The organism is Streptomyces sp. NPDC048389 (genome assembly GCF_040706335.1).
Taxonomy (GTDB): Bacteria; Actinomycetota; Actinomycetes; order Streptomycetales; family Streptomycetaceae; genus Streptomyces.
In genome coordinates this window covers 1-23,422 of the sequence record NZ_JBEZKP010000045.1, presented here as the reverse complement: position 1 = coordinate 23,422, position 23,422 = coordinate 1, and the positions used below count along the sequence as shown (strand labels likewise).

Annotated in this window: 25 protein-coding genes and 1 pseudogene; 20 read left to right on the top strand and 6 right to left on the bottom strand. The window is 71.0% G+C overall.

Translation table 11 applies throughout. The features are described from left to right. Positions 1-25: 25 nt before the first annotated feature. Genes AB0903_RS25740 through fabI form a run of 13 tightly spaced genes read left to right on the top strand, consistent with a single transcriptional unit; the run spans position 26 to position 10,446 of the window. Positions 26-1,168 carry an acyl-CoA dehydrogenase family protein gene (locus AB0903_RS25740; protein WP_366706629.1) on the top strand — a complete coding sequence of 381 codons (1,143 nt, stop codon included), beginning with the start codon at positions 26-28 and terminating at the stop codon, positions 1,166-1,168. An 11-nt stretch (positions 1,169-1,179) separates the two neighbouring features. Then, positions 1,180-2,472, top strand: a complete 1,293-nt coding sequence (locus AB0903_RS25735; RefSeq protein ID WP_366706627.1) for an aminotransferase class III-fold pyridoxal phosphate-dependent enzyme — start codon at positions 1,180-1,182, stop codon at positions 2,470-2,472. Next, positions 2,465-2,980 carry an SRPBCC family protein gene (locus tag AB0903_RS25730; RefSeq protein WP_366706625.1) on the top strand — a complete coding sequence of 172 codons (516 nt, stop codon included), beginning with the start codon at positions 2,465-2,467 and terminating at the stop codon, positions 2,978-2,980. Before AB0903_RS25735 ends, AB0903_RS25730 begins: the two co-directional genes overlap by 8 nt. A gap of 3 nt (positions 2,981-2,983) precedes the next feature. After that, positions 2,984-3,466 (top strand): hypothetical protein, encoded by a 483-nt coding sequence (locus tag AB0903_RS25725; protein ID WP_073878923.1) that lies wholly within the window; start codon positions 2,984-2,986, stop codon positions 3,464-3,466. Then, on the top strand, positions 3,463-4,026 hold the full coding sequence (locus AB0903_RS25720; protein WP_366706623.1) for a flavin reductase family protein: 564 nt from the start codon (positions 3,463-3,465) through the stop codon (positions 4,024-4,026). Before AB0903_RS25725 ends, AB0903_RS25720 begins: the two co-directional genes overlap by 4 nt. After that, on the top strand, positions 4,026-4,985 hold the full coding sequence (locus tag AB0903_RS25715) for a VlmB-like protein (RefSeq protein WP_366706621.1): 960 nt from the start codon (positions 4,026-4,028) through the stop codon (positions 4,983-4,985). Before AB0903_RS25720 ends, AB0903_RS25715 begins: the two co-directional genes overlap by 1 nt. Further along, a complete protein-coding gene (locus AB0903_RS25710) occupies positions 4,982-6,058 on the top strand; it encodes an acyl-CoA desaturase (protein WP_366706619.1) in 1,077 nt (358 codons plus the stop codon). The genes AB0903_RS25715 and AB0903_RS25710 overlap by 4 nt, the downstream gene beginning before the upstream one ends. Beyond that, positions 6,058-7,077: a beta-ketoacyl-ACP synthase III gene (locus AB0903_RS25705; protein ID WP_366706617.1), complete on the top strand. Its 1,020-nt coding sequence runs from the start codon at positions 6,058-6,060 to the stop codon at positions 7,075-7,077. The genes AB0903_RS25710 and AB0903_RS25705 overlap by 1 nt, the downstream gene beginning before the upstream one ends. 45 nt (positions 7,078-7,122) lie before the next feature. Beyond that, positions 7,123-7,362, top strand: a complete 240-nt coding sequence (locus tag AB0903_RS25700) for an acyl carrier protein (protein ID WP_366706615.1) — start codon at positions 7,123-7,125, stop codon at positions 7,360-7,362. Beyond that, positions 7,362-8,600: a beta-ketoacyl-[acyl-carrier-protein] synthase family protein gene (locus AB0903_RS25695; RefSeq protein ID WP_366706613.1), complete on the top strand. Its 1,239-nt coding sequence runs from the start codon at positions 7,362-7,364 to the stop codon at positions 8,598-8,600. Before AB0903_RS25700 ends, AB0903_RS25695 begins: the two co-directional genes overlap by 1 nt. Before the next feature lie 30 nt (positions 8,601-8,630). After that, entirely contained in the window at positions 8,631-8,957 is a 327-nt protein-coding gene (fdxA, locus tag AB0903_RS25690; protein ID WP_366706611.1) for a ferredoxin, read from the top strand. Next, positions 8,957-9,676: a beta-ketoacyl-ACP reductase gene (locus tag AB0903_RS25685; protein ID WP_366706609.1), complete on the top strand. Its 720-nt coding sequence runs from the start codon at positions 8,957-8,959 to the stop codon at positions 9,674-9,676. Before fdxA ends, AB0903_RS25685 begins: the two co-directional genes overlap by 1 nt. Beyond that, positions 9,676-10,446, top strand: a complete 771-nt coding sequence (gene fabI / locus AB0903_RS25680) for an enoyl-ACP reductase FabI (protein ID WP_366706607.1) — start codon at positions 9,676-9,678, stop codon at positions 10,444-10,446. The genes AB0903_RS25685 and fabI overlap by 1 nt, the downstream gene beginning before the upstream one ends. A 250-nt stretch (positions 10,447-10,696) precedes the next feature. Here the strand turns inward: fabI and AB0903_RS25675 are convergent, their stop codons facing one another. From AB0903_RS25675 to AB0903_RS25665, 3 genes are read right to left on the bottom strand one after another with little or no spacing between them, the layout of a single operon-like run. Beyond that, positions 10,697-11,212 carry a sigma-70 family RNA polymerase sigma factor gene (locus AB0903_RS25675; RefSeq protein WP_366706605.1) on the bottom strand — a complete coding sequence of 172 codons (516 nt, stop codon included), beginning with the start codon at positions 11,210-11,212 and terminating at the stop codon, positions 10,697-10,699. After that, positions 11,206-13,455, bottom strand: coding sequence for a molybdopterin-dependent oxidoreductase (locus AB0903_RS25670; RefSeq protein ID WP_366706603.1), 2,250 nt, complete (start codon positions 13,453-13,455; stop codon positions 11,206-11,208). The genes AB0903_RS25675 and AB0903_RS25670 overlap by 7 nt, the downstream gene beginning before the upstream one ends. Further along, positions 13,449-14,672: a cytochrome P450 gene (locus AB0903_RS25665; RefSeq protein ID WP_366706601.1), complete on the bottom strand. Its 1,224-nt coding sequence runs from the start codon at positions 14,670-14,672 to the stop codon at positions 13,449-13,451. Before AB0903_RS25665 ends, AB0903_RS25670 begins: the two co-directional genes overlap by 7 nt. 442 nt (positions 14,673-15,114) lie before the next feature. Here AB0903_RS25665 and AB0903_RS25660 point away from each other — a divergent pair, with 442 nt between their 5' ends. From AB0903_RS25660 to AB0903_RS25650, 3 genes and pseudogenes are all read left to right on the top strand, one after another. Continuing rightward, positions 15,115-16,659 (top strand): acyl-CoA carboxylase subunit beta, encoded by a 1,545-nt coding sequence (locus tag AB0903_RS25660; RefSeq protein WP_366706599.1) that lies wholly within the window; start codon positions 15,115-15,117, stop codon positions 16,657-16,659. Positions 16,660-16,730: 71 nt separating this feature from the next. Next, entirely contained in the window at positions 16,731-16,934 is a 204-nt protein-coding gene (locus AB0903_RS25655) for an acyl-CoA carboxylase subunit epsilon (protein ID WP_366706598.1), read from the top strand. Between the two features lie 119 nt (positions 16,935-17,053). After that, positions 17,054-18,780, top strand: a pseudogene (locus AB0903_RS25650) (hypothetical protein); the annotation flags it as partial. A gap of 6 nt (positions 18,781-18,786) precedes the next feature. Here AB0903_RS25650 and AB0903_RS25645 read toward each other — a convergent pair. Next, a complete protein-coding gene (locus tag AB0903_RS25645; protein ID WP_366706695.1) occupies positions 18,787-19,278 on the bottom strand; it encodes a YetF domain-containing protein in 492 nt (163 codons plus the stop codon). A 228-nt stretch (positions 19,279-19,506) separates the two neighbouring features. On the opposite strand from AB0903_RS25645, the gene AB0903_RS25640 reads away from it, so the two are divergent. Then, a complete protein-coding gene (locus AB0903_RS25640; protein ID WP_366706596.1) occupies positions 19,507-20,400 on the top strand; it encodes an MOSC N-terminal beta barrel domain-containing protein in 894 nt (297 codons plus the stop codon). A 27-nt stretch (positions 20,401-20,427) separates the two neighbouring features. Here AB0903_RS25640 and AB0903_RS25635 read toward each other — a convergent pair whose 3' ends face one another. Beyond that, entirely contained in the window at positions 20,428-20,694 is a 267-nt protein-coding gene (locus tag AB0903_RS25635) for a hypothetical protein (protein WP_366706594.1), read from the bottom strand. A gap of 122 nt (positions 20,695-20,816) precedes the next feature. On the opposite strand from AB0903_RS25635, the gene AB0903_RS25630 reads away from it, so the two are divergent. Continuing rightward, positions 20,817-21,179 (top strand): arsenate reductase family protein, encoded by a 363-nt coding sequence (locus AB0903_RS25630; protein ID WP_366706592.1) that lies wholly within the window; start codon positions 20,817-20,819, stop codon positions 21,177-21,179. 174 nt (positions 21,180-21,353) lie between these two features. Beyond that, entirely contained in the window at positions 21,354-22,046 is a 693-nt protein-coding gene (locus AB0903_RS25625; protein ID WP_366706590.1) for a hypothetical protein, read from the top strand. Positions 22,047-22,254: 208 nt separating this feature from the next. On the opposite strand, the gene AB0903_RS25620 is transcribed toward AB0903_RS25625, so the two are convergent. Next, complete coding sequence (locus tag AB0903_RS25620) at positions 22,255-23,175, bottom strand: Gfo/Idh/MocA family oxidoreductase (protein ID WP_366706588.1); 921 nt, start codon at positions 23,173-23,175, stop codon at positions 22,255-22,257. Positions 23,176-23,217: 42 nt separating this feature from the next. Between AB0903_RS25620 and AB0903_RS25615 the strand changes: the two genes are divergently transcribed. Then, positions 23,218-23,422, top strand: a 205-nt coding sequence (locus AB0903_RS25615; RefSeq protein ID WP_366706586.1) for a hypothetical protein, incomplete at its 3' end; no start/stop codon positions are given.

Here is a 23,422-nt window from a genome sequence, read left to right as displayed (position 1 = left end):
ATTCCGCCTCTGCGAAGGAGTTCCCATGCGTGCACTGGATGCCGCCCGCGACACCTGCGAGCGCTATCTGCCCGGACTGCTCGGCGCGCTCGCCAAGCACTCGCTCAACGACCTGGAGCGGCCCGACAGCCCCGCCATCGAGCTGTTCCGCTCGCACGGCGGATCCGCCCTGGTCATCTCCAAGACGTATTCGGGCCTCGGCGCGGGCCCCCTGGAAGCGGTCGAGGTGACCCGAGCGCTCGCCGCCGCGTCGCCGTCCCTCGCCGTGGCCACCACGATGCACCACTTCTCGGTCGCCACGCTCTTCTCGCTCGCCGGCAGCCTCCAGTCCAGTGGTGTCGAGTGGGCGCTGCTCGAGGGGATCGTGGAGCAGAACCTGCTGGTCGCCTCCGGCTTCGCCGAGGGCAGGCCGGGGCGCGGCATCCTCGCGCCGACCATGGAGGCCCGCCTGGACGAGTGCGGGAAGGGCTACCGCATCAACGGCTCCAAGAAGCCGTGCAGTCTCTCCTCCTCCATGGACCTGCTCACGGCGAGCGTCGCGCTGCCCGGACCGGACGGCACCAGTGAGATGGCCGTGCTGCTCGTGCCCCGCCAGACCGAGGGCGTGACCGTCCACCCGTTCTGGTCCAGCTGGGCGCTGGCGGGCGCGGAGAGCAACGAGATTCGCCTCACCGACGTGCTGGTCGACGAAAAGCAGGTCATGCGGACCGAGCTGGGCGACGGTGGTGAGCTGGACGAGCTCCAGACCGTCGGCTTCATCTGGTTCGAGATGCTGATCTCCGCGTCGTATCTCGGCATCGCCAGCGCGCTCGCCGAGCGTGTCACCACCGGCGGGCGCGGCTCGGCCTCCGAGCGGGCGCAGTTGGTCACCCGCCTGGAGACGGCCGCCCTGCTGCTCGAAGGGGTGGCCCGGATGATCGAGGACGGAGAGACGGGCAACGCCGCGCTCGGCAAGTCCCTGGTGGCCCGCTACGGAGCCCAGGACGCCATCGGTGAGACCGTGCGCACGGCCGTGGAACTCCTGGGCGGGATGGCGTTCATCAGCAGCGGCGACGTCGGCTATCTGGCAGCGGCCTCCAACGGGCTCTCCTTCCACCCACCGTCCCGCTCCAGCTTCGCCGAGCCGTTCGTCGAGCACATCGGCGGCAAGCCGCTGCGACTGGCCTGAGGAGCCGACACATGACCACCACCACGGACTCGCCGGTCCACGACCGGGAGCACATCGGGCGGCTGTACCGCGCCAACCTCAGCAAGGGCCGTGCCACCCTCGGCGAGCTCTTCGGCGGCCACATCGAGACCGGCTCCGAAGGCCCCTGGATCTTCACCGACGACGGCCGCCGCTTCCTCAACTGCGGCAGCTACGGCGTGCTGATCACCGGCGCCCGGCACCCCACCGTCGTACGCCATGTCACCGAGCAACTGGGGCGCCATCCCGTCGCGAGCCGGGTCTTCCTCGAACCCCAGGCCGCCCTGGCCGCCGAGGCCCTGGCCGCCAGGGCCCCGGCCGGCCTGGAGCGGGTGCACTTCGCCTGCTCCGGTGCCGAGGCGGTGGAGACCGCCATCAAGATCGCCCGAACCCGGGGCAAGGACCAGCTGATCGCCACCCACGGCGGGTACCACGGCAAGACCATGGGCGCCCTCAGCCTGACCGGCAAGGACGTCTTCCAGGACCCGTTCCGCCCGCTGCTGCCCGGCGTCCACCACGTGCCCTACGGGGACGCGGACGCACTGGAGGAACTCCTCAGGACCATGCCAGGGCGGGCCTGCTTCGTCGTCGAACCCCTTCAGGGCGAGGCCGGGGTCGTACTGCCGCCCCCCGGCTACCTGCGCGCCGTGCAGGAGCTGTGCCGCAACTATGACGCGCTCCTCGTCCTCGACGAGATCCAGACGGGCCTCGGCCGCCTCGGCACCTGGTGGGGCGCCGACGCCGAGGGCATCACGCCCGACATGCTGCTCGCGGGCAAGGCGCTCGGCGGCGGCATCCTGCCCGTCTCCGCGGTCATCGCGACCCCGAAGGCGTTCGCGGCCTTCGACAAGGACCCCTATCTGCACACCTCGACGTTCTCCGGAACGCCGATGGCCATGGCCGCCGTACGCGGCGCCCTCGCCGCTCTCGAGGAGGACGGCCTCGTCGACCGCGCCCGCGACCTCGGTGCCGAGATGCTCACCACCGTCCGCGACATCGCCCAGCGCCACTTCGGTCCCGTGCTGCGCGAGGTACGCGGCCGGGGCCTGCTCATCGGGATCGAGTTCGCGATCCCCGGCCCCGCAGGCGATCTGCTCATCGAGCTGATCTCGCAGGGCGTGGTGGCCAACCACTCGCTCAACTCGCACCTGGTGATCAGGCTCACGCCGCCCGCCGTGCTCAGTGCCGCGGACACGCGCTTCCTGTACGAGGCATTCGACCGCGCCTGCCGAGCGCAGGCGACCCGATACGTACCGACTTTCGAAGGTGACTCCGCCCATGCGTAGTGTTCACGTGGCCGTCGAGCTTTCTGGGACCTCACCGGCCGGGGGGTACGACCAGGTGAGGCAGTTCGCCCGGTACCCCGAGCTCGCCCCGGTGGTCCGCGCCGTGACCGTCCATGAGATCACCGCCGACGAGGAGGCCAGCGACTGGGAGGTCTACTTCCGCAACGGCATCCTGCGCTGGACCGAGTCCGACCACTTCGACCCGGTCGGCCTGACGATCGCGTTCACCCAGCTCGACGGGGACTTCGACTCGTTCGAAGGGACCTGGCGGATCTCCGGCACCGAGAACGGCTGTGTGGTCGACTTCCGCGCCGAGTTCGACTTCGGTATTCCCAGTCTGGCCGGCATCCTCGATCCCGTCGCCGAACGGGTCATCAAGGAGACCATCGCCCGCGTCGTCATCGGGCTGTTCGGCGGCAGGGGAACCGTCGTCGGCGACGAGGTCCTGGCCCAGGCCGTGGCCCGTCCGCCGGTCGAGGCCCAGCTCGCCGGCGCACCGGTGGAGTGAGCCATGGACACCAAGAACCTGTTCATGACGCCCACCACGGCCCGCCTCGTACGCGCCGAGTACGCCCTCGGACTCGTGGTGTCCGTCGTTCTCTTCTTCACCCACCTCGACGAGATCCGCTGGTGGGTCGCGATCGGGCTGTTCCTCTACATCGACCTCATCGGCTACATCCCCGGCGCCATCGCGTTCCGGCGCAAGGGGCACGGTGACATCCCGAAGGGGTACTACCTGGCCTACAACGTCATGCACAGCCTGGTCACCCAGGGCCTTGTGGCGCTGGCCTGGATCTGGCTGTGGGGCGCCGAGTGGGCGCTGCTCGCCCTGGCCATCCATCTCTTCGGCGACCGGGCCCTGTTCGGGAACTTCCTCAAGCCGTTCGGACTGCGCTTCGAACCCGAGGCCCACCAGGCGTATCGCAGATTCCACAGCGAGTTCACCACCGCTGCCCCGACGGGCGGCAACGACGCGCTGCGCACGGTCACATGACGAGCTCCGCCACGGTGCCGGCCGCCGTCCAGGCCGCGCTGAACACCACGATGCGGCACTTCGTCACCGGCGTGACGGTCCTCACCTGCGGCGGCCCAGCCGAGGCCGAAGGGGTCACGATCTCCACCCTGACCACGATCCCCGGCGACCCGCCCATGGTCTGCGTCGCGCTGCGCCAGGGAAGCCGGGGCCTCAGATCCCTGCTCGCCGCCGAGGCGTTCGTGGCCAACGGCCTGGCCGCCGACCACGAGTGGCTCGCCCAGCACTTCGCCAGGCGCAGTCGGCCCACGGGCCTCGCCCAGCTGCCGCCCCGGGCGTGGGCGGAGCCGTCGCCGCACGGCGCGCCACGGCTGCGGGGCGCCGTGTCCTGGCTCGAATGCCGGATCGAGCGGACGGTGGCCGCAGGCGATCACGAACTGGTGATGGCTCGCGTGCTGACCGGCGCCGCCACCGCCTGCACCCCCCTGGTCAACTTCGCCGGCGTGCTGCACGCAGGCCCGTCCTCCGCTCCGCACGCTGCGAACCCCGTCAATCCGATGCACACCGAAAGGAAGCAGTGATGACCTCCTCGAACATCCCCTCCGAGGCGGACTGGGAGCAGGCCCCCTCGCTCATGGACGGGGCACTGAGCCTGGAGCTCTCGGCGGCGACGTGCGATCTGGCGTACTGGTTGCGATCCGTCCCGCAGGGAACGCTGCGCGGCCGGATCCTCGGGCACGCCGACGACGTCCAGCCGCTGGACGTCGTACGGCAGGAAGGTCCGCTCAACGCTGCGATCAAGCAGGAACTGGCCTTCCGCTCCATCGCCGAGGAGAAGGCGACCCGGGCCATCGGCTACATGGTCGCCCTGGCACCCGACAACGACAGCATGGAGTTCTACTCCACCCAGCTGATCGACGAGGCGCGGCACGCGATGGTGTTCCGCAGCCACCTGCTGCAACTGGGCACCGCCCCCGACGACCTGCTGGCCGAGGTGGACCGGCTCGCCGCCGAGGATCGCGACTCCATCCTCGTACCGCTGGAGAACTTCGGCCTCAGGGTGCTGCGCGACGAGCAGGACTTCATCGGCGGCGTCCTGGTCCTGACCGTCCTGGTCGAGGGTGTCCTCGCCCCCGCCGCGGAGCTCAGCGAGCGCAAGTGGCGGGTCTTCGACCCGGCGGCCGCCGACATCGAGCGCGGCGCGGGCATCGACGAGATCCGCCACCTGACCGTGGGCAGCTCCATCCTGCGCGAGCACCTGCTCAAGCACCCCGAGGACAAGCCGCGACTCCTGGAGTTGATGGCAGAGGGCTACGAACTGTGGGGGCGGCTGCCCACCACCGAGCAAGTACTGCGCCGGGAGACGCTGTTCCAGAAGGGCATCGACGAACACGGCCACCTGCTGGGCGACTACGAGGCATGGCCGGGGCGGCGCCTGGCCGACACCACTCCCGAGGAGCGCATGGAGACCGGCAAGGCGTGGGCCGACAAGATGCAGCACACCCGGCTCGCCTACATGGGGCTTGAGGAGGCGATATGACGTCAACCGGGACCGGTGCCGCGAGCGGCGCCGACAGCCCGACGGCCCGCTTCGACGAGGTCACCAAAGTCGTGAAGCGGGCCGGCCTGATGGATCCTCAGCCCGCCTACTACGTCTTCAAGATCGCCGTCAATCTGCTGCTGCTCGCCATGGGCTGGACCGCCTTCGCCCTCGTGGGCGACAGCTGGTGGCAGCTGGCCACCGCGGTCTTCCTGGCGCTGTGCTTCGGCCAGACCGACCTGGTCGGCCACGACGCGGGACACCGCCAGATCTTCCGCACCCGCAAGGGCAGCGACGTCATCGGGTTCATCCACGGCAACCTTCTCACCGGGGTCAGCTTCGGCTGGTGGGTGGGGCACCACACCAAGCACCACAACTACCCCAACCACCTGTCCCTCGACCCCGACATCACACGTCGCCAGGTGATCTTCGACTCCAAGCACCACACGAAGAAGACCGGCGCCGTGGCTCGCTTCATCGTGCGCCACCAGGCTTGGATGTTCTACGTAGTGATCATGATGGAAGGGCTGCGCATGCACCTTTCCGGGTACATCGCCGCCCGCATGGGCGTGATCAAGCGCCACGTGGTCGCCGACCTGGGTCTGCTCACCCTGCATCTGGCGGCCTACTTCACCGCCGTCTTCCTGGTCCTCCCGCCGGGCAAGGCCGTCGCGTTCATCGTCGTCCACCAGGCCCTGTTCGGGTTCTACATGGGTCTGCTCTTCGCGCCCAACCACAAGGGCCTGCCCGTACGCGACGGCGAGGCGGAGGAGCTGGACTGGCTGACCCGGCAGGTGGTGACCTCCCGCAACATCCGGCCGAACCGGGTCACCGACTTCTTCTACGGTGGCCTCAACTACCAGATCGAGCACCACTTGTTCCCGTCCATGCCGCGCCGCAACCTGCGCCGCTCCCAGCCGCTGATCAAGGAGTATCTGGTCAGTTACGGAATGCCGTACGCAGAGGTGTCGCTGATGCGCTCCTACCTCGACGTGTCGGACTACCTCGCCGAGGTCAGTGACGAGGTCACCGCCCTTGAGCGGACCGCGCGACTCCAGATCGGAGGCACCTGATGGCGGCGGCGCGCGCGGCGGTGGTGTGCGGTCTGGGCACCCACCTGCCGTCCCGGGTGGTCACCAATTCGGACCTGGCGAGGGAGCTGGACACCTCCGACGAGTGGATCCGCAGCCGCACCGGGATCGGGCAGCGGCACATCGCCGAGGACGGCACGGCCACCTCCGACCTCGCCGTCGAGGCGGGCCAACGGGCGCTCAAGTCCGCCGCGACATCCGCCTCGACGGATGCGGTGGACGCCGTCATCGTGGCGACGAGCACCCCGGACCACTCCTGCCCGGCCACCGCGCCGGCGGTGGCGGCCCGCCTGGGCCTGGGCATCGTGCCGGCCTTCGACGTGGCGGCGATGTGCACCGGCTTCCTGTACGGCCTGGCGGTGGGCGGCGGCCTCATCGCCGCCGGCACGGCGCACAGCGTCCTGGTCATCGGGGCCGATACGTACTCCAGCATTCTCGACCCCGAGGACCGCTCCACCCGGGCGATCTTCGGGGACGGGGCCGGCGCCGTCGTCCTGCGCGCGGGCGATCCGGACGAACCCGGCGCGCTCGGGCCGGTGATCCTCGGCAGCGACGGCACCGGAAGCGAGCTGATCCGGATCCTCTCGGGCGGCTCGCGCGACCCGATCCGCCCCGAGCACACGGAGCGAGCCGACCCGTACTTCCGTATGGCGGGCGCACAGGTCTTCCGCAACGCGGTGGAACGGATGGCCGAGGCATCCCTCGAAGCCGTGGCACGGGCCGGGTGGGCACTCGACGACACCGACGTGTTCGTCGCCCACCAGGCCAACCTGCGCATCATCCACGCGGTCGCCGACCAGATGCGGCTGCCCCGATCGCGCTTCCCCGTCCATCTGGACAGGGTGGGCAACACCGCCGCCGCGTCCATCCCCCTGGTCCTCGCCGACGCTGTCACCGCGGGCGCCCTGCGACCCGGGCACCGCACCGCGCTCGCCGCGTTCGGGGGTGGGCTGACCTGGGGCGCGGCCACCCTGACGTGGCCCGACATCACACCTGTCTGACTGTTCGTCATCCGTGTAGGCCATCACCTCGCAAGGAGTACCGCCATGAGCGACACCTACCCGCGTCTGGTCCAGCTGCTGGTCAAGAACTTCGGCTTCGAGACCGACGAGGTCGCCCCCGAGGACACCTTCAGCAAGCTCGAACTCGACTCGCTGGCCCTGGTGGAACTGACCCTGACGGTCCAGCAGGAGTTCGGCGTCAAGCTGTCCGACGACGACCTCGGCGCCGAGGACACCCTCGGCCAGGCCGTGTCGGTCATCGAGAGCAAGCTGGTGGTGGCCTGATGCCTGGCCCCACCGGCTCGTTCGACGCCGCGGTCACCGGTATCGGCATGGTGACCGCGGCGGGGATCGGATCCCAGGCTTCCTGGGACGTGATCCGGAACCCCGAGGGCACGGTCGCCTCGGGGGTCCCGGCCCTCGACGGCATCCCCGCCCACATCGGGTGCTGGATTCCCGGCTACGACGCCGGCAAGGCCATCGGGCGGCGCAAGGCGTGGCGCTACGACCGCAGCAGCCAGTTCGCCATCACCGCCGCCGCCGAGGCTGTCGCCGACAGCGGTCTCGACCCGGGCGGCTGGGACGGCGCCCGGGTCGCCGTCGTCCTCGGCAGCGGCATCGGCGGCGCCGGCAGCTGGGAGAAACAGCATCACGTCCTCCTGGACGACGGCCCGCTGAACGTGTCCCCGCTGCTGATCCCCATGCTGGCGGTCAACATGTCGGCCGGGTACGTGGCGATGGAACACGGCGCCCGCGGACCCAACTTCGTCACCGCCACCGCTTGCGCTTCCGGCACCACGGCCATCGGCATGGCACGCGAGCTGCTGCGCCAGGGCGTGTGCGACGTGGTGATCACCGGGGGCACGGAGGCGTGTCTGATCCCCTCAATCATCACCGGCTTCAGCCAGATGGGCGCACTCAGCGGCCGCCAGGACAACCCGCGTGCCGCATCGCGTCCCTTCGACGTCGACCGCGACGGCTTCGTCCCCGCGGAGGGCGCCGCCGTCCTCGTCCTGGAGCGTGCGGCCGACGCGAAGGCCCGAGGGGCCCGCGTGTACGCCAATGTCTGCGGATACGGCGCCTCCGCGGACGCCCATCACGCCACCGCCCCCGATCCCACGGGCGCGGGCGCCGAACTCGCCCTGCGGGCGGCCCTCGACGACGCCGGTCTCGCCCCCGACGCCGTGGACCACGTCAACGCGCACGGCACGTCGACGCCGCTCAACGACGCGGCGGAGACGAAGCTGATCCGCAGGGTTCTGGGTCAGCGGCCCGCCGTCACCTCCATCAAGGGCGTGGTGGGCCACTCGCTCGGCGCCGCCGGCGCCATCGAAGCGGCCGTCACCGCCCTCACCATCAGCCAGGGAGTCATCCCGCCCACCGCCAACCTCGACAGCCAGGACCCCAAGGTCGAGTTGGACGTCGTCGCCAAGACGGCGCGCACGGCCACCGTGGAGGTCGCCGTCAGCAATTCCTTCGGCTTCGGCGGCCAGAACGCCGTGCTCGCCTTCTCCCGGGCGTGACCCGCCCCCGACCCTGTGGATGAGATCCCCATGACGTACGTGATCGCCCAGCCCTGTGTCGACGTCAAGGACAGGTCCTGTATCGACGAATGCCCGGTGGACTGCATCTACGAGGGCCGGCGAGCCCTGTACATCCACGCGGACGAATGCGTCGACTGCGGGGCCTGTGAGCCGGTGTGCCCGGTGGAGGCCGTCTTCTTCGAGACGGATCTCCCCGCGCAGTGGCACGACTTCCACCAGTCCACGACCGAGTTCTTCGAGACCGTCGGCTCCCCCGGCGGCGCCGCTTCCTCGGGGCCGTACGACCACGACTCCACGGTGGTGGCCGCTCTGGGACCACAGGACGTGGCGCACTGATGGGCGGCCGTTCGATCCTCGTCACCGGAGGGAACCGCGGCATCGGTCTGTCCGTCGCCCGTGCCTTCGCCGCGGTCGGCGACAAGGTCGCGGTCACGTACCGCACGGGCGACCCGGCGGATCTGAGAGCGGAGGGCTTCCTCCCCGTCCCGTGCGACATCACCGACGCCGAGCAGGTCGCGCATGCCTACAAGGAGGTCGAGGAGCACCAGGGCCCGGTCCAGGTGCTGATCGCCAACGCCGGTGCGGCCCGCGACCAGTTGCTGCTCAAGATGTCGGAGGAGGACTTCACCTCCGTGGTCGACACCAACCTCACCGGCGCGTTCCGGGTGGTGCGGGCAGCCACCTTCGGGATGCTGCGGGCAAGGAGGGGCCGCGTGGTGCTGATCTCGTCGGTGGTGGGCCTGCTCGGCTCCGCGGGGCAGGCGAACTACGCGGCCTCGAAGGCGGGGCTGGTGGGATTCGCCCGCTCACTCGCCCGCGAGCTGGGGTCGCGCGACATCACCTTCAACGTCGTCGCACCCGGCTACGTCGACACCGACATGACGCGGGCGCTGACCGGCGAGCAGCGGGCGCGGATCGTGGAGCGGGTGCCGCTGGGCCGGTACGCGCGCCCTGACGAGGTCGCGGCGGCGGTGGTGTTTCTCGCCTCCGACGAAGCCTCGTACATCACTGGAGCCGTCATCCCGGTCGACGGCGGAATGGGCATGGGGCACTGATGAGCGGAATTCTCCACGGCAAACGCATCCTGGTCACCGGTGTGCTCCTCGAGTCCTCCATCGCCTTCCACGCGGCGCGCCTGGCACAGGAGCAGGGGGCGGAGGTCATGCTGACCGCGTTCCCCCGCCCCAGCCTCACCGAGCGGGTGGCCCGGCAACTGCCTCGGCCGGTTGAGGTGGTCGAGCTGGACGTCGCGAACGAGGAGCACCTGGCCCGGCTCGAGGACGTGGTGCGTGCCGAGCTGGGAGGGCTGGACGGCGTGGTCCACTCGATCGGCTTCGCGCCGCAGGACGCGCTGGGTGGGAACTTCCTGAACACACCGTTCGCGTCGGTGGCGACGGCGATGCACGTGTCGGCGTACTCCCTGAAGTCGCTGACGATGGCGTGCCTGCCGCTGATGTCCGAGGAGGGCGGTTCGGTGGTCGGTCTGACCTTCGACGCGCAGTACGCCTGGCCGCACTACGACTGGATGGGCCCGGCGAAGGCGGCACTCGAGGCGACGTCACGGTACATGGCGCGGGATCTGGGCAAGCGGAACATCCGCTGCAACCTGGTGGCGGCCGGCCCGCTCAACTCGATGGCCGCGAAGTCCATCCCGGGCTTCACCGACATCGAGGGTGTGTGGAACCGCCGCTCCCCGCTGGAGTGGGACGTGGAGGACCCGGAGCCCGCGGGCCGTGGCGTGGTGGCGCTCCTTTCGGACTGGTTCCCCAAGACCACCGGCGAGATCGTCCACGTCGACGGCGGTGTCCACGCGATCGGTGCGTGAGCCCTCTTTCCCTTCTCTCCCACGGACAGCAGTAACCGCCCCGTTCCCGGCGCTCGGCCGGGAACGGGGCGGTTGCTTCGCGCGGTGGGGCCGGCGGTCGCCGGACCAGGACGGTGGCCCTCGTACGGGCACGGGGACCACCGGCGGCGGGGGACCGGCACGGCCGGCGCGGGACAGCCGTGCGGAGCCACAACGCCCTGGGCGCCGTGAGCATGGTTCATGCTCACGGCGCCCAGGGCGTTGTGACCCCTTACCCGCCGGTCAGGCTCGCCCCGTGCCAGCGGCGGAGGCGGGCGCGGGCGCGGGTGAAGGCGCCCTCCGCGGCCTTGGTGGAGATCCCCAGGCGGCCCGCGGCCTCGCGGGTGCTGGTGCCCTCGATGCGGGCCAGGATGACCTCGCGCTCCCTGCCCTCGAGGCGCTGCACCTGCTGAAGCATCCAGACACCCTCGGCCGCCGCGCAAGCCGCCTCCTCCGGTCCCGACGCGGTCTCCGGGGCGAAGGAACGCTGGTACAGGTATCTGCGGGTGCGCTCCCTGCGACGGTAGACGTCCACGCACAGGCGCAGTGTAATCGAGGTGAGGAACGGACCGACGCGCTCCGCGTCGAGGTCACGGTGGCCTGCGGCCCGCAGCAGCGCCTCCTGCACGCAGTCCTCGGCGTCCTGATGCGCGGTCAGACGGACCCGGGCCAATCGGTACAGCCGCTCCCGATGGGGCAGCAGCAGCTCCCAGCGCTGAGCCAGGGGCAACTCGTCCGTACTCAGCACTGGTGCAGATCACCCCGCCCGGCTGAGACCTCCACCGGCACCGCGTTGAAGACCGCGTTGCCCGAGAGAGGGTCGACGACCAGTTCGTCGGTGAGCGCGTTCACGTTCACACCCGGCGCCTTCGCCGCATACGTCATCCGCGTGCCGTCCCGGCCGTGGCCCCAGCCGTGCGGCAGGCTCACCACGCCCGGGCCGACCCGGTCGGTGGGCTCGGCGAGCGCCACGACCGCTCCTGCCCTGCCCCGTACGGTCACCTCGTCACCGGCCCCGATGCCGAGCCGGCGGGCGTCCTGCGTGTTGACTTCCAGGGTGCAATGGTTGGTACCGCCCGACAGCGCGGCGATGTTGTGCGTCCAGCTGTTGGTGGAGCGCAGATGGCGTCGCCCCACCAGCAGATAACCGCCCTCCCTCCGCTCCCGCCTGCCCGCGAGGAACTTGGCGAGGCGGGGTATGTCGCCCGCGACCGGCTCGGGGAACAGCTCCACCTTCTCGGAGCCCACGATCTCGGCGAGCCGAGGTCGCAGCGGCCCGAAGTCCACCCCCTGTGGCCGCTCGCGCAGCGCCGCCAGGTTCATCCCGTCGGGACGCAGCCCGAAGGCGTCTCCGAAGGCGCCGAGCCGGATCATCAGGTCGATCCGGTGCTCCGTGCTGTCCTCTCCGGTCAGTTGCTCCTTGAGCTCCGCGGGGTCGCGGCCCGCCAGCGGCGATCCGGGCGTCGAGACCACGGCCGCGAGCGTCTTGTCGATGACCATCGAGTCCAGCGCGGCCGGGTCCGCCCCGGGCCCCGCACCGGAGAGGATGAGGGTGAGCTTGGCGAGGATCTGTGCCTCGCTCGGCCGGCCCTCGTCGCGTGGCAGCAGCGGAGGCGAGTAGCGGGCCACCCGGCGCACCGCGAGCCGGGAGAGCACGATGTCGAAGTGCTCCGACTCCATGACGCGGGGCGGCGGCAGGATGACGTTCGCGTGCCGCGTCGTCTCGTTGACGTAAGGGTCGACCGCCACCATGAAGTCCAGGTCCGCGAGCGAGCGGTCCAGACGTTCGCCGTTGGGCGCGCCGAGCACCGGATTGCAGGCTATGGCCACCAGCGCCCGCACCTGCCCCTCGCCGGGGGTGTCGATCTCGTCGGCGAGGGTGGCCGCCGGGAACTCGCCGAGGATCTCCGGGAGTCCGCGCACCCTGCTGTGCCAGCGGCCCAGCTTCAGCGGCCCCGTCGGGCGCAGCGCGTTGTGCTGCGCCTCGCCGAACATCGCCCCGCCGGGCCGGTCCAGGTTGCCCGTGAGGGCGTTGAGCACGTCAACCAGCCAACTGGTCACGGTGCCGAACGCGGCGGCGGTGGTGCCCATGCGCGCGTACACGGCGGCCGAGGGGGCAGCGGCCAGTTCACGGGCGAGGCCCCGGATGGTGGCCGGGTCCGTACCGCACACGTCGGATACTGCCTCCGGTGTGAACTCCGCCGCTGCTTCACGGACTTGCTGCTCACCGGTGTACAGGCCGGGGGTGAGGGGGGAGGCAAGCCCCTCGTCGAACAGCGTGTGTACGAGTGCGAAGAGCAGCAACGCGTCGGTTCCGGGACGTATCGCCACGTGCTGGTCCGCTATGTCCGCCGTGCGGGTACGTCGCGGATCGACCACCACGAGCCGCCCGCCGCGCGCCTTCAACGCCCGGATGCGGCCCGGCAGATCGGGCACGGTCCACAGGCTCCCGTTGGACACCATCGGATTGGCGCCGAGGATCAGCAGATGGTCGCTGCGGTCGATGTCGGGCACCGGAATCGCCCACGGATCGCCGAACATCAGCCCCGAAGAGACGTTCTTGGGCATCTGGTCGACCGTGCTGGAGCTGAAGACGTTGCGGGTTTCCATGAACTGGCGCATCACGGCCACGTGCAGCGGAATGCCCACCGTGTGGATCACGGGGTTGCCGTAGTACAGCGCCACCGCGTCCTTGCCGTGCTTCTCGGCCACCCGGCCGAGGCCGCGTGCCACTTCGGCGAAGGCCTCGTCCCAGGTGACCTCGGCGAACTCCCCGTTCGCCTGGCGCACCAGAGGCTCGTGGCAGCGCTGGGGATCCTGGTCGATATCACCCAGGGCGATGCCTTTGGGGCATACGTAACCCTTGCTGAACACGTCGTCCTGGGCGCCGCGCACCTTGACGGCGCGCCCGCCCTCGATGTCGATGCTGAGCCCGCAACCCGCCTCGCACAGGGGGCAGATGCGGTGATGGGTGGTGATGCCGCTTACCATGTGACTGGGATCTCCTCGTAGCCGCCGAGGGCGGCGGTCATCCGCCAGCGCAGTTCCTCCGGGTCGACGTCCAGGCGCAGGGTGGGGAAGCGGGTGAAGAGGGACTTCATGGCGATCTGCACCTCGGCGCGCGCCAGCGCCGAACCCGCGCAGAAGTGCGTGCCGTAGGCGAACCCGATGTGCTTGTTGTCCTTGCGGTGGACGTCGAAGGTGTCCGGGTCCTCGAAGACGGAGCCGTCGCGGTTGGCGGAACTGATGGGCGCGATGACCGCGGAGTTCGCCGGGATCGTGGTGCCGGAGAGCTCCACGTCCTCCAGCGTGATCCGGATGAACGTGCCGTCGCCCGGCGTGACGAGACGAATGATCTCCTCGCACGCCTGGTCCATCAGGGACGGGTCCCTCCGGATCAGGGCGAGCTGATCGGGGTTGCGCAGCAGCAGCACCGCGCCACCGCCGGTGACGGTCACGGTGGTGTCGTGCCCGGCGAGCAGGAACATGACGCCGGTGCTGATCAACTCCGCGTGTGTGATGGACTGTTCGTTGTCCATCGAATGGACCAGCTTGCTCAGCAGGTCCTCACCGGGGTTGTCCCGCTTCTGTTCGACCAGCTTGGCGATGTAGTCGCGCATCTCGGTGTTGGAGCGCACGATCTCCTCGGCCGTGTACTTGGTGAGCGACATGAAGTGGTCGCACCAGGCGCCGAAGAGATGCTGGTCCTCGTACGGAATGCCGAGCAGCTCACAGATGACCCGCAGGGCGAGGGGGCGCGCCAGGGTGGCGTTCAGGTCGACCGGGCCGGTCATCGCGGCCATGTCGTCGAGGAGTCCGTCGACGATCTCCTGGATGCGCGGGCGCATGGCCTCCGCGCGGCGCGGCGAGAACTCGCGGTTCGTCAGGTTCCGCAGTACCGAGTGGCGCGGCGGGTCCATGCTGATCAGGCTCGACGAGTCGGGCTCGACCAGCTGCGCGCGCGGAGCGCCGTCACGGAACAGCGCCTCGCGGCTGAACCGGGAGTCCGAGAGGACCGTCTTCACGTCCTCGTAGCGGGTCACCAGCCAGGCCGGGTGCCCGGTGGGCAGGCTGATGGGACAGACCGGCTCCTCGGCCCGCAGCTGCGCGTATTGGCATGGGGGCTCGTTGGGTGAAGTACGGGGAATCGGATACGAGTACTTCGGTTCGTGGGCGGTCGGTTGCCGGGCCTGTGTCGACTCCGCCATGGGCGGGTACTCCCTTCGCTCGGATGAACTCGTCGGATACTGCCCGTACTCCGTTCGTTGCTCTCCTGCCTTCTTCGCGGCGCCCCGGAATTGTTTTGCGCTTTTCTTTTCGCGGACTCCGGGCTATGGCGGAGAGAGCAGGACTCCAACCTGCGCCGGGTTGCCCCTCCGGGTGTTCTTGTCGATGCAGGGCCACGGTGTCAGATCGCTCTGGCAGTCCGCTTACAGACTGCTGAGATGGGCGTCTCAGCAGGTGTTCACCTGTTCGTCGACGCGGTCGCGACGGTGTGACGCGCCCTTCGTGAGCGCCGGATGACCGCTGAAACAGGGGTCTCAGCGTGATGTCAGACGAACACTTCACACTGGGTCGAAGGTTGTCCGGCGTCGGACCGGGAAGCGCGGAGAAACGGAAAGCCGGAAAGGGTGAGGAAAACTGACTGATATGCGTGGCCGGGCGGCCGAACTGCTGGCCCTGCGCGAGCAGGCCCGGCGCGGCCCCAGCGAGCGTGCGACCCAGGCGCAGCACGCCAAGGGCAAGCTGACCGCGCGCGAGCGCATCGAGCTGCTGCTGGACCCGGGCTCGTTCAAGGAGGTCGAGCAGCTCCGCCGGCACCGGGCGACCGGGTTCGGCCTGGAGGCCAAGAAGCCCTACACGGACGGTGTCATCACCGGTTGGGGCACGGTCGAGGGCCGCACGGTCTTCGTCTACGCGCACGACTTCCGGATCTTCGGCGGGGCGCTGGGCGAGGCCCACGCCACGAAGATCCACAAGATCATGGACATGGCCATCTCCGCCGGTGCCCCCCTCGTGTCGCTGAACGACGGCGCCGGAGCCCGTATCCAGGAGGGCGTCTCGGCGCTCGCCGGCTACGGCGGCATCTTCCAGCGCAACACGCGCGCCTCCGGTGTCATCCCGCAGATCAGCGTGATGCTCGGCCCGTGCGCGGGCGGCGCGGCCTACAGCCCGGCGCTCACCGACTTCGTCTTCATGGTCCGCGAGACCTCGCAGATGTTCATCACCGGACCGGACGTCGTCAAGGCGGTCACCGGCGAGGAGATCACCCAGAACGGTCTCGGCGGCGCGGACGTGCACGCCGAGACGAGCGGCGTGGCGCACTTCGCGTACGACGACGAGGAGACCTGCATCGCGGAGGTCCGCTACCTCATCGGGATGCTGCCCTCCAACAACCGCGAGAACCCCCCGACCGTCGAGAGCGACGACCCGGCCGACCGGCGCAGCGAGGTCCTGCTGGACCTGGTCCCGGCCGACGGCAACCGCCCGTACGACATGCACCAGGTGATCGAGGAGCTCGTCGACGACGGCGACTACCTGGAGATCCACGAGCGCTGGGCCCGCAACATCATCTGCGCGATGGCCCGGCTGGACGGCCAGGTCGTCGGCATCGTCGCCAACCAGCCGCAGGCGCTGGCCGGGGTGCTGGACATCGAGGCGTCCGAGAAGGCCGCACGGTTCGTCCAGATGTGTGATGCCTTCAACATCCCGGTCATCACCCTTCTGGACGTCCCCGGCTTCCTGCCCGGCGCCGACCAGGAGCACGGTGGGATCATCCGGCACGGCGCCAAGCTGCTCTACGCCTACTGCAACGCCACCGTGCCCAGGATCTCGCTGATCCTGCGGAAGGCGTACGGAGGCGCGTACATCGTCATGGACAGCCAGCCCATCGGGGCCGACCTCACCTACGCCTGGCCCACCAACGAGATCGCGGTGATGGGCGCCGAGGGTGCCGCCAACGTCATCTTCCGCCGCCAGATCGCGGACGCCGAGGACCCCGAGGCCATGCGCGCCCGCATGGTCAAGGAGTACAAGGCCGAGCTGATGCACCCGTACTACGCGGCCGAGCGCGGCCTCGTCGACGACGTCATCGACCCCACCGAGACCCGCGAGGTGCTCATCGCCTCGCTCGCGGTGCTCCGCAACAAGCACGCCGACCTGCCGTCCCGCAAGCACGGCAACCCCCCGCAGTAGTCGCCCTCCGCAGCGGCGCGATCCGCCGCACGGTCCACGACACCCTGCCGAGAAGACGGAGACACCCCACCATGAGCCTGACTTCCGCCGAGTCCGTCCTGCGCGTCGAGAAGGGGCACGCCGACCCCGAGGAGCTGGCGGCCATCACCGCCGTCCTGATGGCCCGTGCCGCCGCCCAGCCGCCCGCCCCCGCCCACCGCGGCCGCGACACGGCCGGCTGGCGCCGCCTGGAGCGCACCCCCGGCTTCCGCGCACCCCACAGCTGGCAGGGCTGAGAACCGGTCAGCACCGCTGACGACGGCGGCCGCGGCCCGGCCCGTCGGCGGGGCGCCGTCGTGCTCGCCTGCCGTGTGGGCGTGAGCGGTCGCGGTGCAGCCGGATGAGCCAGGGTTCAGCGGGCCGCACCCGCACCCGGCTCAGCGACTGCGAGGCGTGCGAGATCTGCGAGCGCGCCCTGTACCGCCTCGCGGCGGGCGACGACGAGCGGGCGCTGCGCGCCTGGGAGCCGGTCCTGGCCGGGAAGGAGTCCTGTCAGGAGGAACCGGCCCGCTCCGTCTCGTACGCGCTGCTGCCCCTGCTGCGCACCGGCCGCACCGACCGGGCCCGCGGACTGCACCTCGCCGGCTACCGCAGCTGCCGCCGCAATCCGGCGATGGCCGGGGAGGTCGGCCGGCACCTGGAGTTCTGCGCGCTGACCGGCAACGAGGCACGCGGCCTGGAACTGCTCGCCGAGAACCGGAGCCTGTTCGACGACGTGGACTCGCCGCTGGGCCTGTCCGACTTCCTCACCGGCGTGGAGGTCCTCCTCCGCCGGGTCGAGGTCCTCGGCCACGGCGAACTGCCCGCCGCCGGACACGCGGGCCGCGCCTGGACGGTGGCCGGCCTGCGCGCCGAGGTGCGAGGCCGTGCGGACGACCTCGCCGCCCGCTTCGACGCCCGCAACGGGACCACGGCGCACACCGACCGCCGCAGGGCCCGCCTCGACCGTGCCCCGCTCCTGGACGCCCTGGAACTGACCCTGCGTAGCCGCGGCCTCGACGACGTGGCCCCGGCCGCCCCGGTTGCCGCGCCCGCCGCGCCGACGGCCGCCGCCGTCCCCGAGTCGCTGCCCGAACTCATCCTCCGGGCACGGAGGCTGGACCGGCAGGGGCACCCGGACGCACGCGCCTGCTGGGCGCGGCTGCGCACGCTCGTCGCCGCCCGCGACTACACCCATCCCGACGATCCTGCCGTGGGGCCGCTCGTACAGCTGTGCGCGGACCTGCTGACCGACGAGGCGAGCCGGGCGGGTGAGAAGGACGAGTACACCGACGCCGCCGACCTCCACGAGGAGGCCGCCGGCCTGTACGACGACGCCAGAGTGCCGGGCCACGCGGCGCTCGCCCGTGCCTGCGCCCTGCTCGCCACCGCCGAGATGCCCGGGGAGGGCACCGACAAGGCCGAGGCGAAGGCCGCCGCGCTGACCGCCGCCCACGCGTCCATCGTCCGCCTGACGAAGAGACTCCCGGCCTTGACCCCTACCACGAGGTCCGCCTGATACGGCTGCGGGCGACCGCGCTCGCTCTGCGACTGCAGACCTCGGGGAGCGAGGAGCACGTCGCGCCGGTGTTCACAGAGGTGGACCTGCTGCACGCGTTCGCCACCCGGCACGACGTCGTCGAGCAGATCTCCGGCGCCGGGATGCTGCGGGCCGGCACCTACGCCCTCTCCGGCGACCTGCCCACCGCGGTCACCGAGGCCGACGCCCTGCTCGACCGGCTGAAGGCGCACGGACCCGCCTGGCACCTGCCCCGCACGCTCGCACCGCGGAGCCGGCTCCAGCTCGGCCTCCAGAACCCGCAGGCAGCACACGCGGACCTGGCCGAGGCCCTGCGGCTGGCCGCCGACTGGCCGGCCGACACCGTCGACACCGCCCGCCTCCACGGTGAACTGGCCCAGGTCTGCATGCACCTGAGCCGCCCCGACGAGGCACTGCGGCACCTGACGCGCTCCGCGGAGCTGGAGCTCCGCCGCGGCAACCGGACGGACGCCTTCTGCTCCCACAGCAACGCGGCGCAGCTCAGCCTCGACCTGGGCCGCGTCGAGGACCGCATCGCTCTGCTCGACTCCCTCCTGGCCGAGCACGGATCACGCCGGTGGAGAGGGTGCTGCTTGTGGTCGTGCGACGCCGTTCAGGGCGCTGCCCGACCCGAACTGGCTGCGCGGGACGACGCTGAAACCGCCGTCCGTCTCCAGCACGACGGCTCCGACGTCTTCGATCGCCCCGATCCCCTGTGTGCGGATGGCTTGGCACACCTCGTCCGGTGTGACCCTCTGCTCGGTCATGGCCGAGCGGAGCATGTGCCCGTCCCGCAGGAGGAGGGTCGGTTGTGCCTTGACCAGCCGCCGGACGGATCCAAAGCGGACTGATGTCCAAGCGGTGATGAACTGCAGGGCGACAAGCAACGCAAGTGCCAGCGCTCCTTCGGCGAGGGAGACCTGGCGGTTGAGCAGGATGGTGGCCAAGGTCGAGCCCAGGGCGACAGTGACCACGAGGTCGAAGGCGTTCATTTTGGACAAGGCCCGTTTGCCCGATGCCCGCACGGCCGTGATGAGAAGTACGTAGGCAAGGCCGGCCATGACCGGCACGCGTGCCAGGTCGTCGAACGAGTCGAAGAACATGAACGACAGGTACCCCGGACACACCCCTTGACCATGTGAGGGGAGAACCCGATTCAGCCGGATGCCTGGCCGCCGTCGGTTCCCCGCCGAGTTCGGGCGTTCGGTCAGCCGCCATGGGCCGTTGCCGGAACCCCGGCCCCCGCTGCCGGTCCCTCCGGCAGGGGACGAACGCTACGATCACCCGTTATGGGGATGACTGTGCGGGAACTGACCTACTACCCGGTCAAGGGCTGTGCCGGAACCGGTGTGGAGTCGGTCCGGGTGGGTGCCACGGGGCTGGAGCACGACCGGGCGTTCATGGTCGTCGACGCCGTCGACGGGGGTTTCCGGAGCCAGCGCAAGCTGCCCGCCATGGCCGCGGTCCGGCCCCGGATCGTCGACGGCGGGCGGGCGCTGCGGCTGAGCGCCGACGGGGTCGAGAGCCTGGTCGTGGCCGTCGACCCCGAGGGCGAGCGGCGGCCGGTGAGCCTGTTCGACCAGCCGGTCGGACAGGCCGTGGACCAGGGTGCGGACGCGGCCGAGTGGTTCTCCGAGGTGCTCGGGGAGAAGTTGCGGCTGGTGCGGGTGCCGGACGGCTTCGACCGGGACGGCTGGGGCGACACGGCGGGGAAGGTCGCCTTCGCGGACGCGCACGCGGTGCTCGCGGTGTCCCGGGCCTCGCTGGACGGGCTGAACAGGCGGATCGAGGCCGCCGGAAGGGAGCCGGTGCCGATGGACCGCTTCCGGGCCAACATCGTGCTGGACGGATGCGCCCGGCCGCACGACGAGGACCTGATGCGGCGGATGCGGTTCGCGGGCACGGAGGCCGGCGCGCGGGTGGACCGGACCGTCGAACTCGCGCACTCCGTAAGGGCGATGCGCTGTGCCGTGCCGCTGGTGGACCAGCGCACGGGTCTGCGGGCCGGCCCCGAACCGGTGCGGACACTCGCCACGTACCGCAGGGAGCCGGTCTACGACAACAAGGTCAGCTTCGGCGCGAAGGCGGCCGTGGTGCGCGGCGGCACGCTGGCCGTCGGAGACGAGGTGCTCGCCGAGTGGTACGAGGACGGGGCGCCGGATCCCCGGCGCCCCGCCTCGTGAGCCGGCCGGTTCGGCGGCCCTGACGGATCAGCGGCCGTAGCGGATCAGGGCCCTGACCATCCGGCACGTCGTGTCGGACGGGGCATGTGCGCCGATGCGCTCCGCCGTCGCCCGTATACGGCGGTTGTCGGCGGTCGCCGGGTGGTGGACGCCGGAGTCGAGCAGGGCGATCGCGAGGCGCATGGCCTTCAGGCGGCGGTTGTGGGAGACGTACCACTCGCGCGGCTGTCCGGCCGGGAGCGGCTTCTTCTGGGGCGGGGTCAGGGGCTTCGTCGTGAGTGTGGCAGCGGCCATCGGCAACCTCCTGGCGCGGTGGCGGGACCATCCCGAACTACTGTTCATTCTACCGGCGGGCACTGACAATTTCCCCTGGCCAGACGCCGTTTGAGCACTCTTCTGCGGGTACCGTGAAGCGCATGGAGATCTGGATCAACCCGGCCTGTTCCAAGTGCCGCAGCGCCATCGACCTGCTCGACGCGGAGGGCGCCGAATACACCGTGCGCCGCTACCTCGAGGACGTGCCGTCGAAGGACGAGATCCGCGCCGTCCTCGCGCGCCTCGGCCTCGAGCCGTGGGACATCACGCGCACGGGCGAGGCGGTCGCGAAGGAGCTGGGCGTCAAGGACTGGGCGAGGGACGCCGGTTCGCGCGACCGGTGGATCGCGGCGCTGTCCCGGCACCCGAAGCTCATCCAGCGGCCCATCATCACGGCGGAGGACGGCACCGCGGTGGTGGGGCGCACGGAGGAGGCGGTACGGGACGCCATGGGCCGCGGCTGACCGGATCCGGAGCGACGGCCGGTCGCGGCGGCGCGGTCGGCGGGCCCCTCGGCGCCTTAAGGAACGTTAAGGAAGAGGCCGGTGGGGCCGGTGAGAACTCGGCGGCGGCTACTCGTACGTAAGGGCACAAGGAACCATCCGGCCGCCCTCGCGGCCGGGGACAGGAGCCCTTACGTGTCACGCAAGAAGACCCTCAGCGGCAAGAAGAAGATCGCCCTCCTCATCGGCGCCGCGGCCATGGCCGGCGGGACTGTGATTGTCATGACCGGGACAAGCAATGCCTCCGTGGCGTGCGACGGCCTCGCCCAGGCGATCCGCAACAACGAGAACTTCATCGCCGGACAACGCTCCGCCCCGGACGCCCAGTCGGAGGCTCGCATCGCCAACCGGGAGGCGGTGATCGCGCAGATCAAGGTCCAGCAGGAGGCGGCCGGCTGCGCCGCCGACGGTGGCGGCGGTGACCAGGCAGCCGCACCCCCGGCCGAGCAGCCCCCGGAGGAGCAGCCCCCGGCCGAGGAGCCGCCCGCCGACGAGGGTGCCGAGCAGAACATCGGGCAGGGCGGCGGGAACGGCGGTGAGGAGGCCGGCGGCAATGCGGGCGCCGAAGGCGGCGCCACGGGCGAGGTCGTCTGCGCCGGCTCCACCGTGACGGTCTCCGGCGAGGGCGGCGCGCCCGCCGCCTCCAGCGGCGAGTTCCCCCTCGGCACCCGGCTCAAGGTGACCAACCTGGACAACGACAAGTCCACGACCGTCGAGGTCACCTCGGTCTCCGGCAGCTGCGCCCTGCTGAACAACGCGGCCTTCGAGGAGGTCCGTGAGGCGGGCAAGTTCCTGATTCGCAACGCGCGTATCGAGCGCGTCGGCTGACGGGCCGCCGCCGGAACCGAAGGACGCACGCCGTATCCCGCTCCCCCTCCACTGTCCCGGGAGGAGCAGCCGCCGGGCCGGACACCCGGCGGTGCACCGGCACCGTCCTGATCCCGGCGGCCGCCGTGCCGTCGTAGCCGCAGGCCCCGGACACGCCCCCGCCGGCCCTGCGGCTACGACCCTTTCCCTGTCCCGCCCCGCCACGGCCTTACGGCGCCGCCTGGACCAACAGCTCCTCCGCCTCGGCCAGGATCTCCGTGAGCCGCACCCCGAAGTGGATGTCGCAGGCGGGTGGCTGCCCCGTGCGCACGGCGTCAAGGAGGGCGTCCACCGCCGTGCGGAAGGAGGTGACCGGGTCGCCCCATCCTTCGGGCAGCTCCGCCCTCCCCCGCTCGCCCAGCAGGACCAGGCTCGTCCCGGCCGCCTTCCCGGGTGCGCTCAGGCCCAGCGTCACGGTGCTGGACGCGCCGGAGGTGTGCCGCAGCACCAGATGCACGGTGTCGGCGGGACCACGGCCCGCCGACACCGTTGTCACGTCGCCGAGGACCGGGATGAGCGCGGAGAGCGCATGGGGGCCGACGTCCCACAGCCCGCCCTTCTCCCGGCGCCACGGCGACGCCGCGAACGGGCTGTCGGAGTCGTCCGAGTACAGCGATCCGAGCCACTGCGCGTGCGCCGTGAACCAGCCGTCGGCGGCGGCCTGTTCGGCCACCCACGACTCCGTCTCGGCGGTGAACCGCAGTGTGCAGAACACCACCGATGCCACTCGGGCCTCCTCGGCCGCGCGGGCCGCGGCCCGCGCGGCGGCGACGTTCGTGGCGACCGGTTTGTCCAGCAGCAGATGGCATCCGGCCGCGGCGGCCCTGGCGGCGAGCGGTGCCTGGACATCCGGCGGCACGGAGAACGCAACGGCGTCGCTGACCGCGAACAGGGCGTCGACGCCCTCGTCGCCCGTGAACGCCGAGGTGCCGTGCGCGTCGGCGAGCTCCGCCGCCGCCTCGGGCCGCCTGCCCCACACTCCGCTGAACAAGACGTCCGGGTGCCCGGCCAGCGCCGGTGCCTGCGTCATCCGCGCCCACGGCCCGGCGCCGAGGAGACCGATACGCGGTTGCTGCGTCTGCTTCTTCATGCGCACCAGTGTGCACGGCGTCGGAAGATGCCGGAGAACGCGGTGACGAACGGTGTTGGGCCCCCGGCCGGCCGCGCCACGGGACTCGCGACACCCGGCCCCGAGGTCGGGCCCCGCCACAAGCCGCGGGCGGGCGCGTGCGACGCATGTCCCGGCGCCTCCGCGACCGGAGTCCCGGCGGGCCCGTGGCAGGAGACGCACCCCGCCGCGAACCCCCGCGCCAGGCCCGCCGCGAGCGCCATGCCCC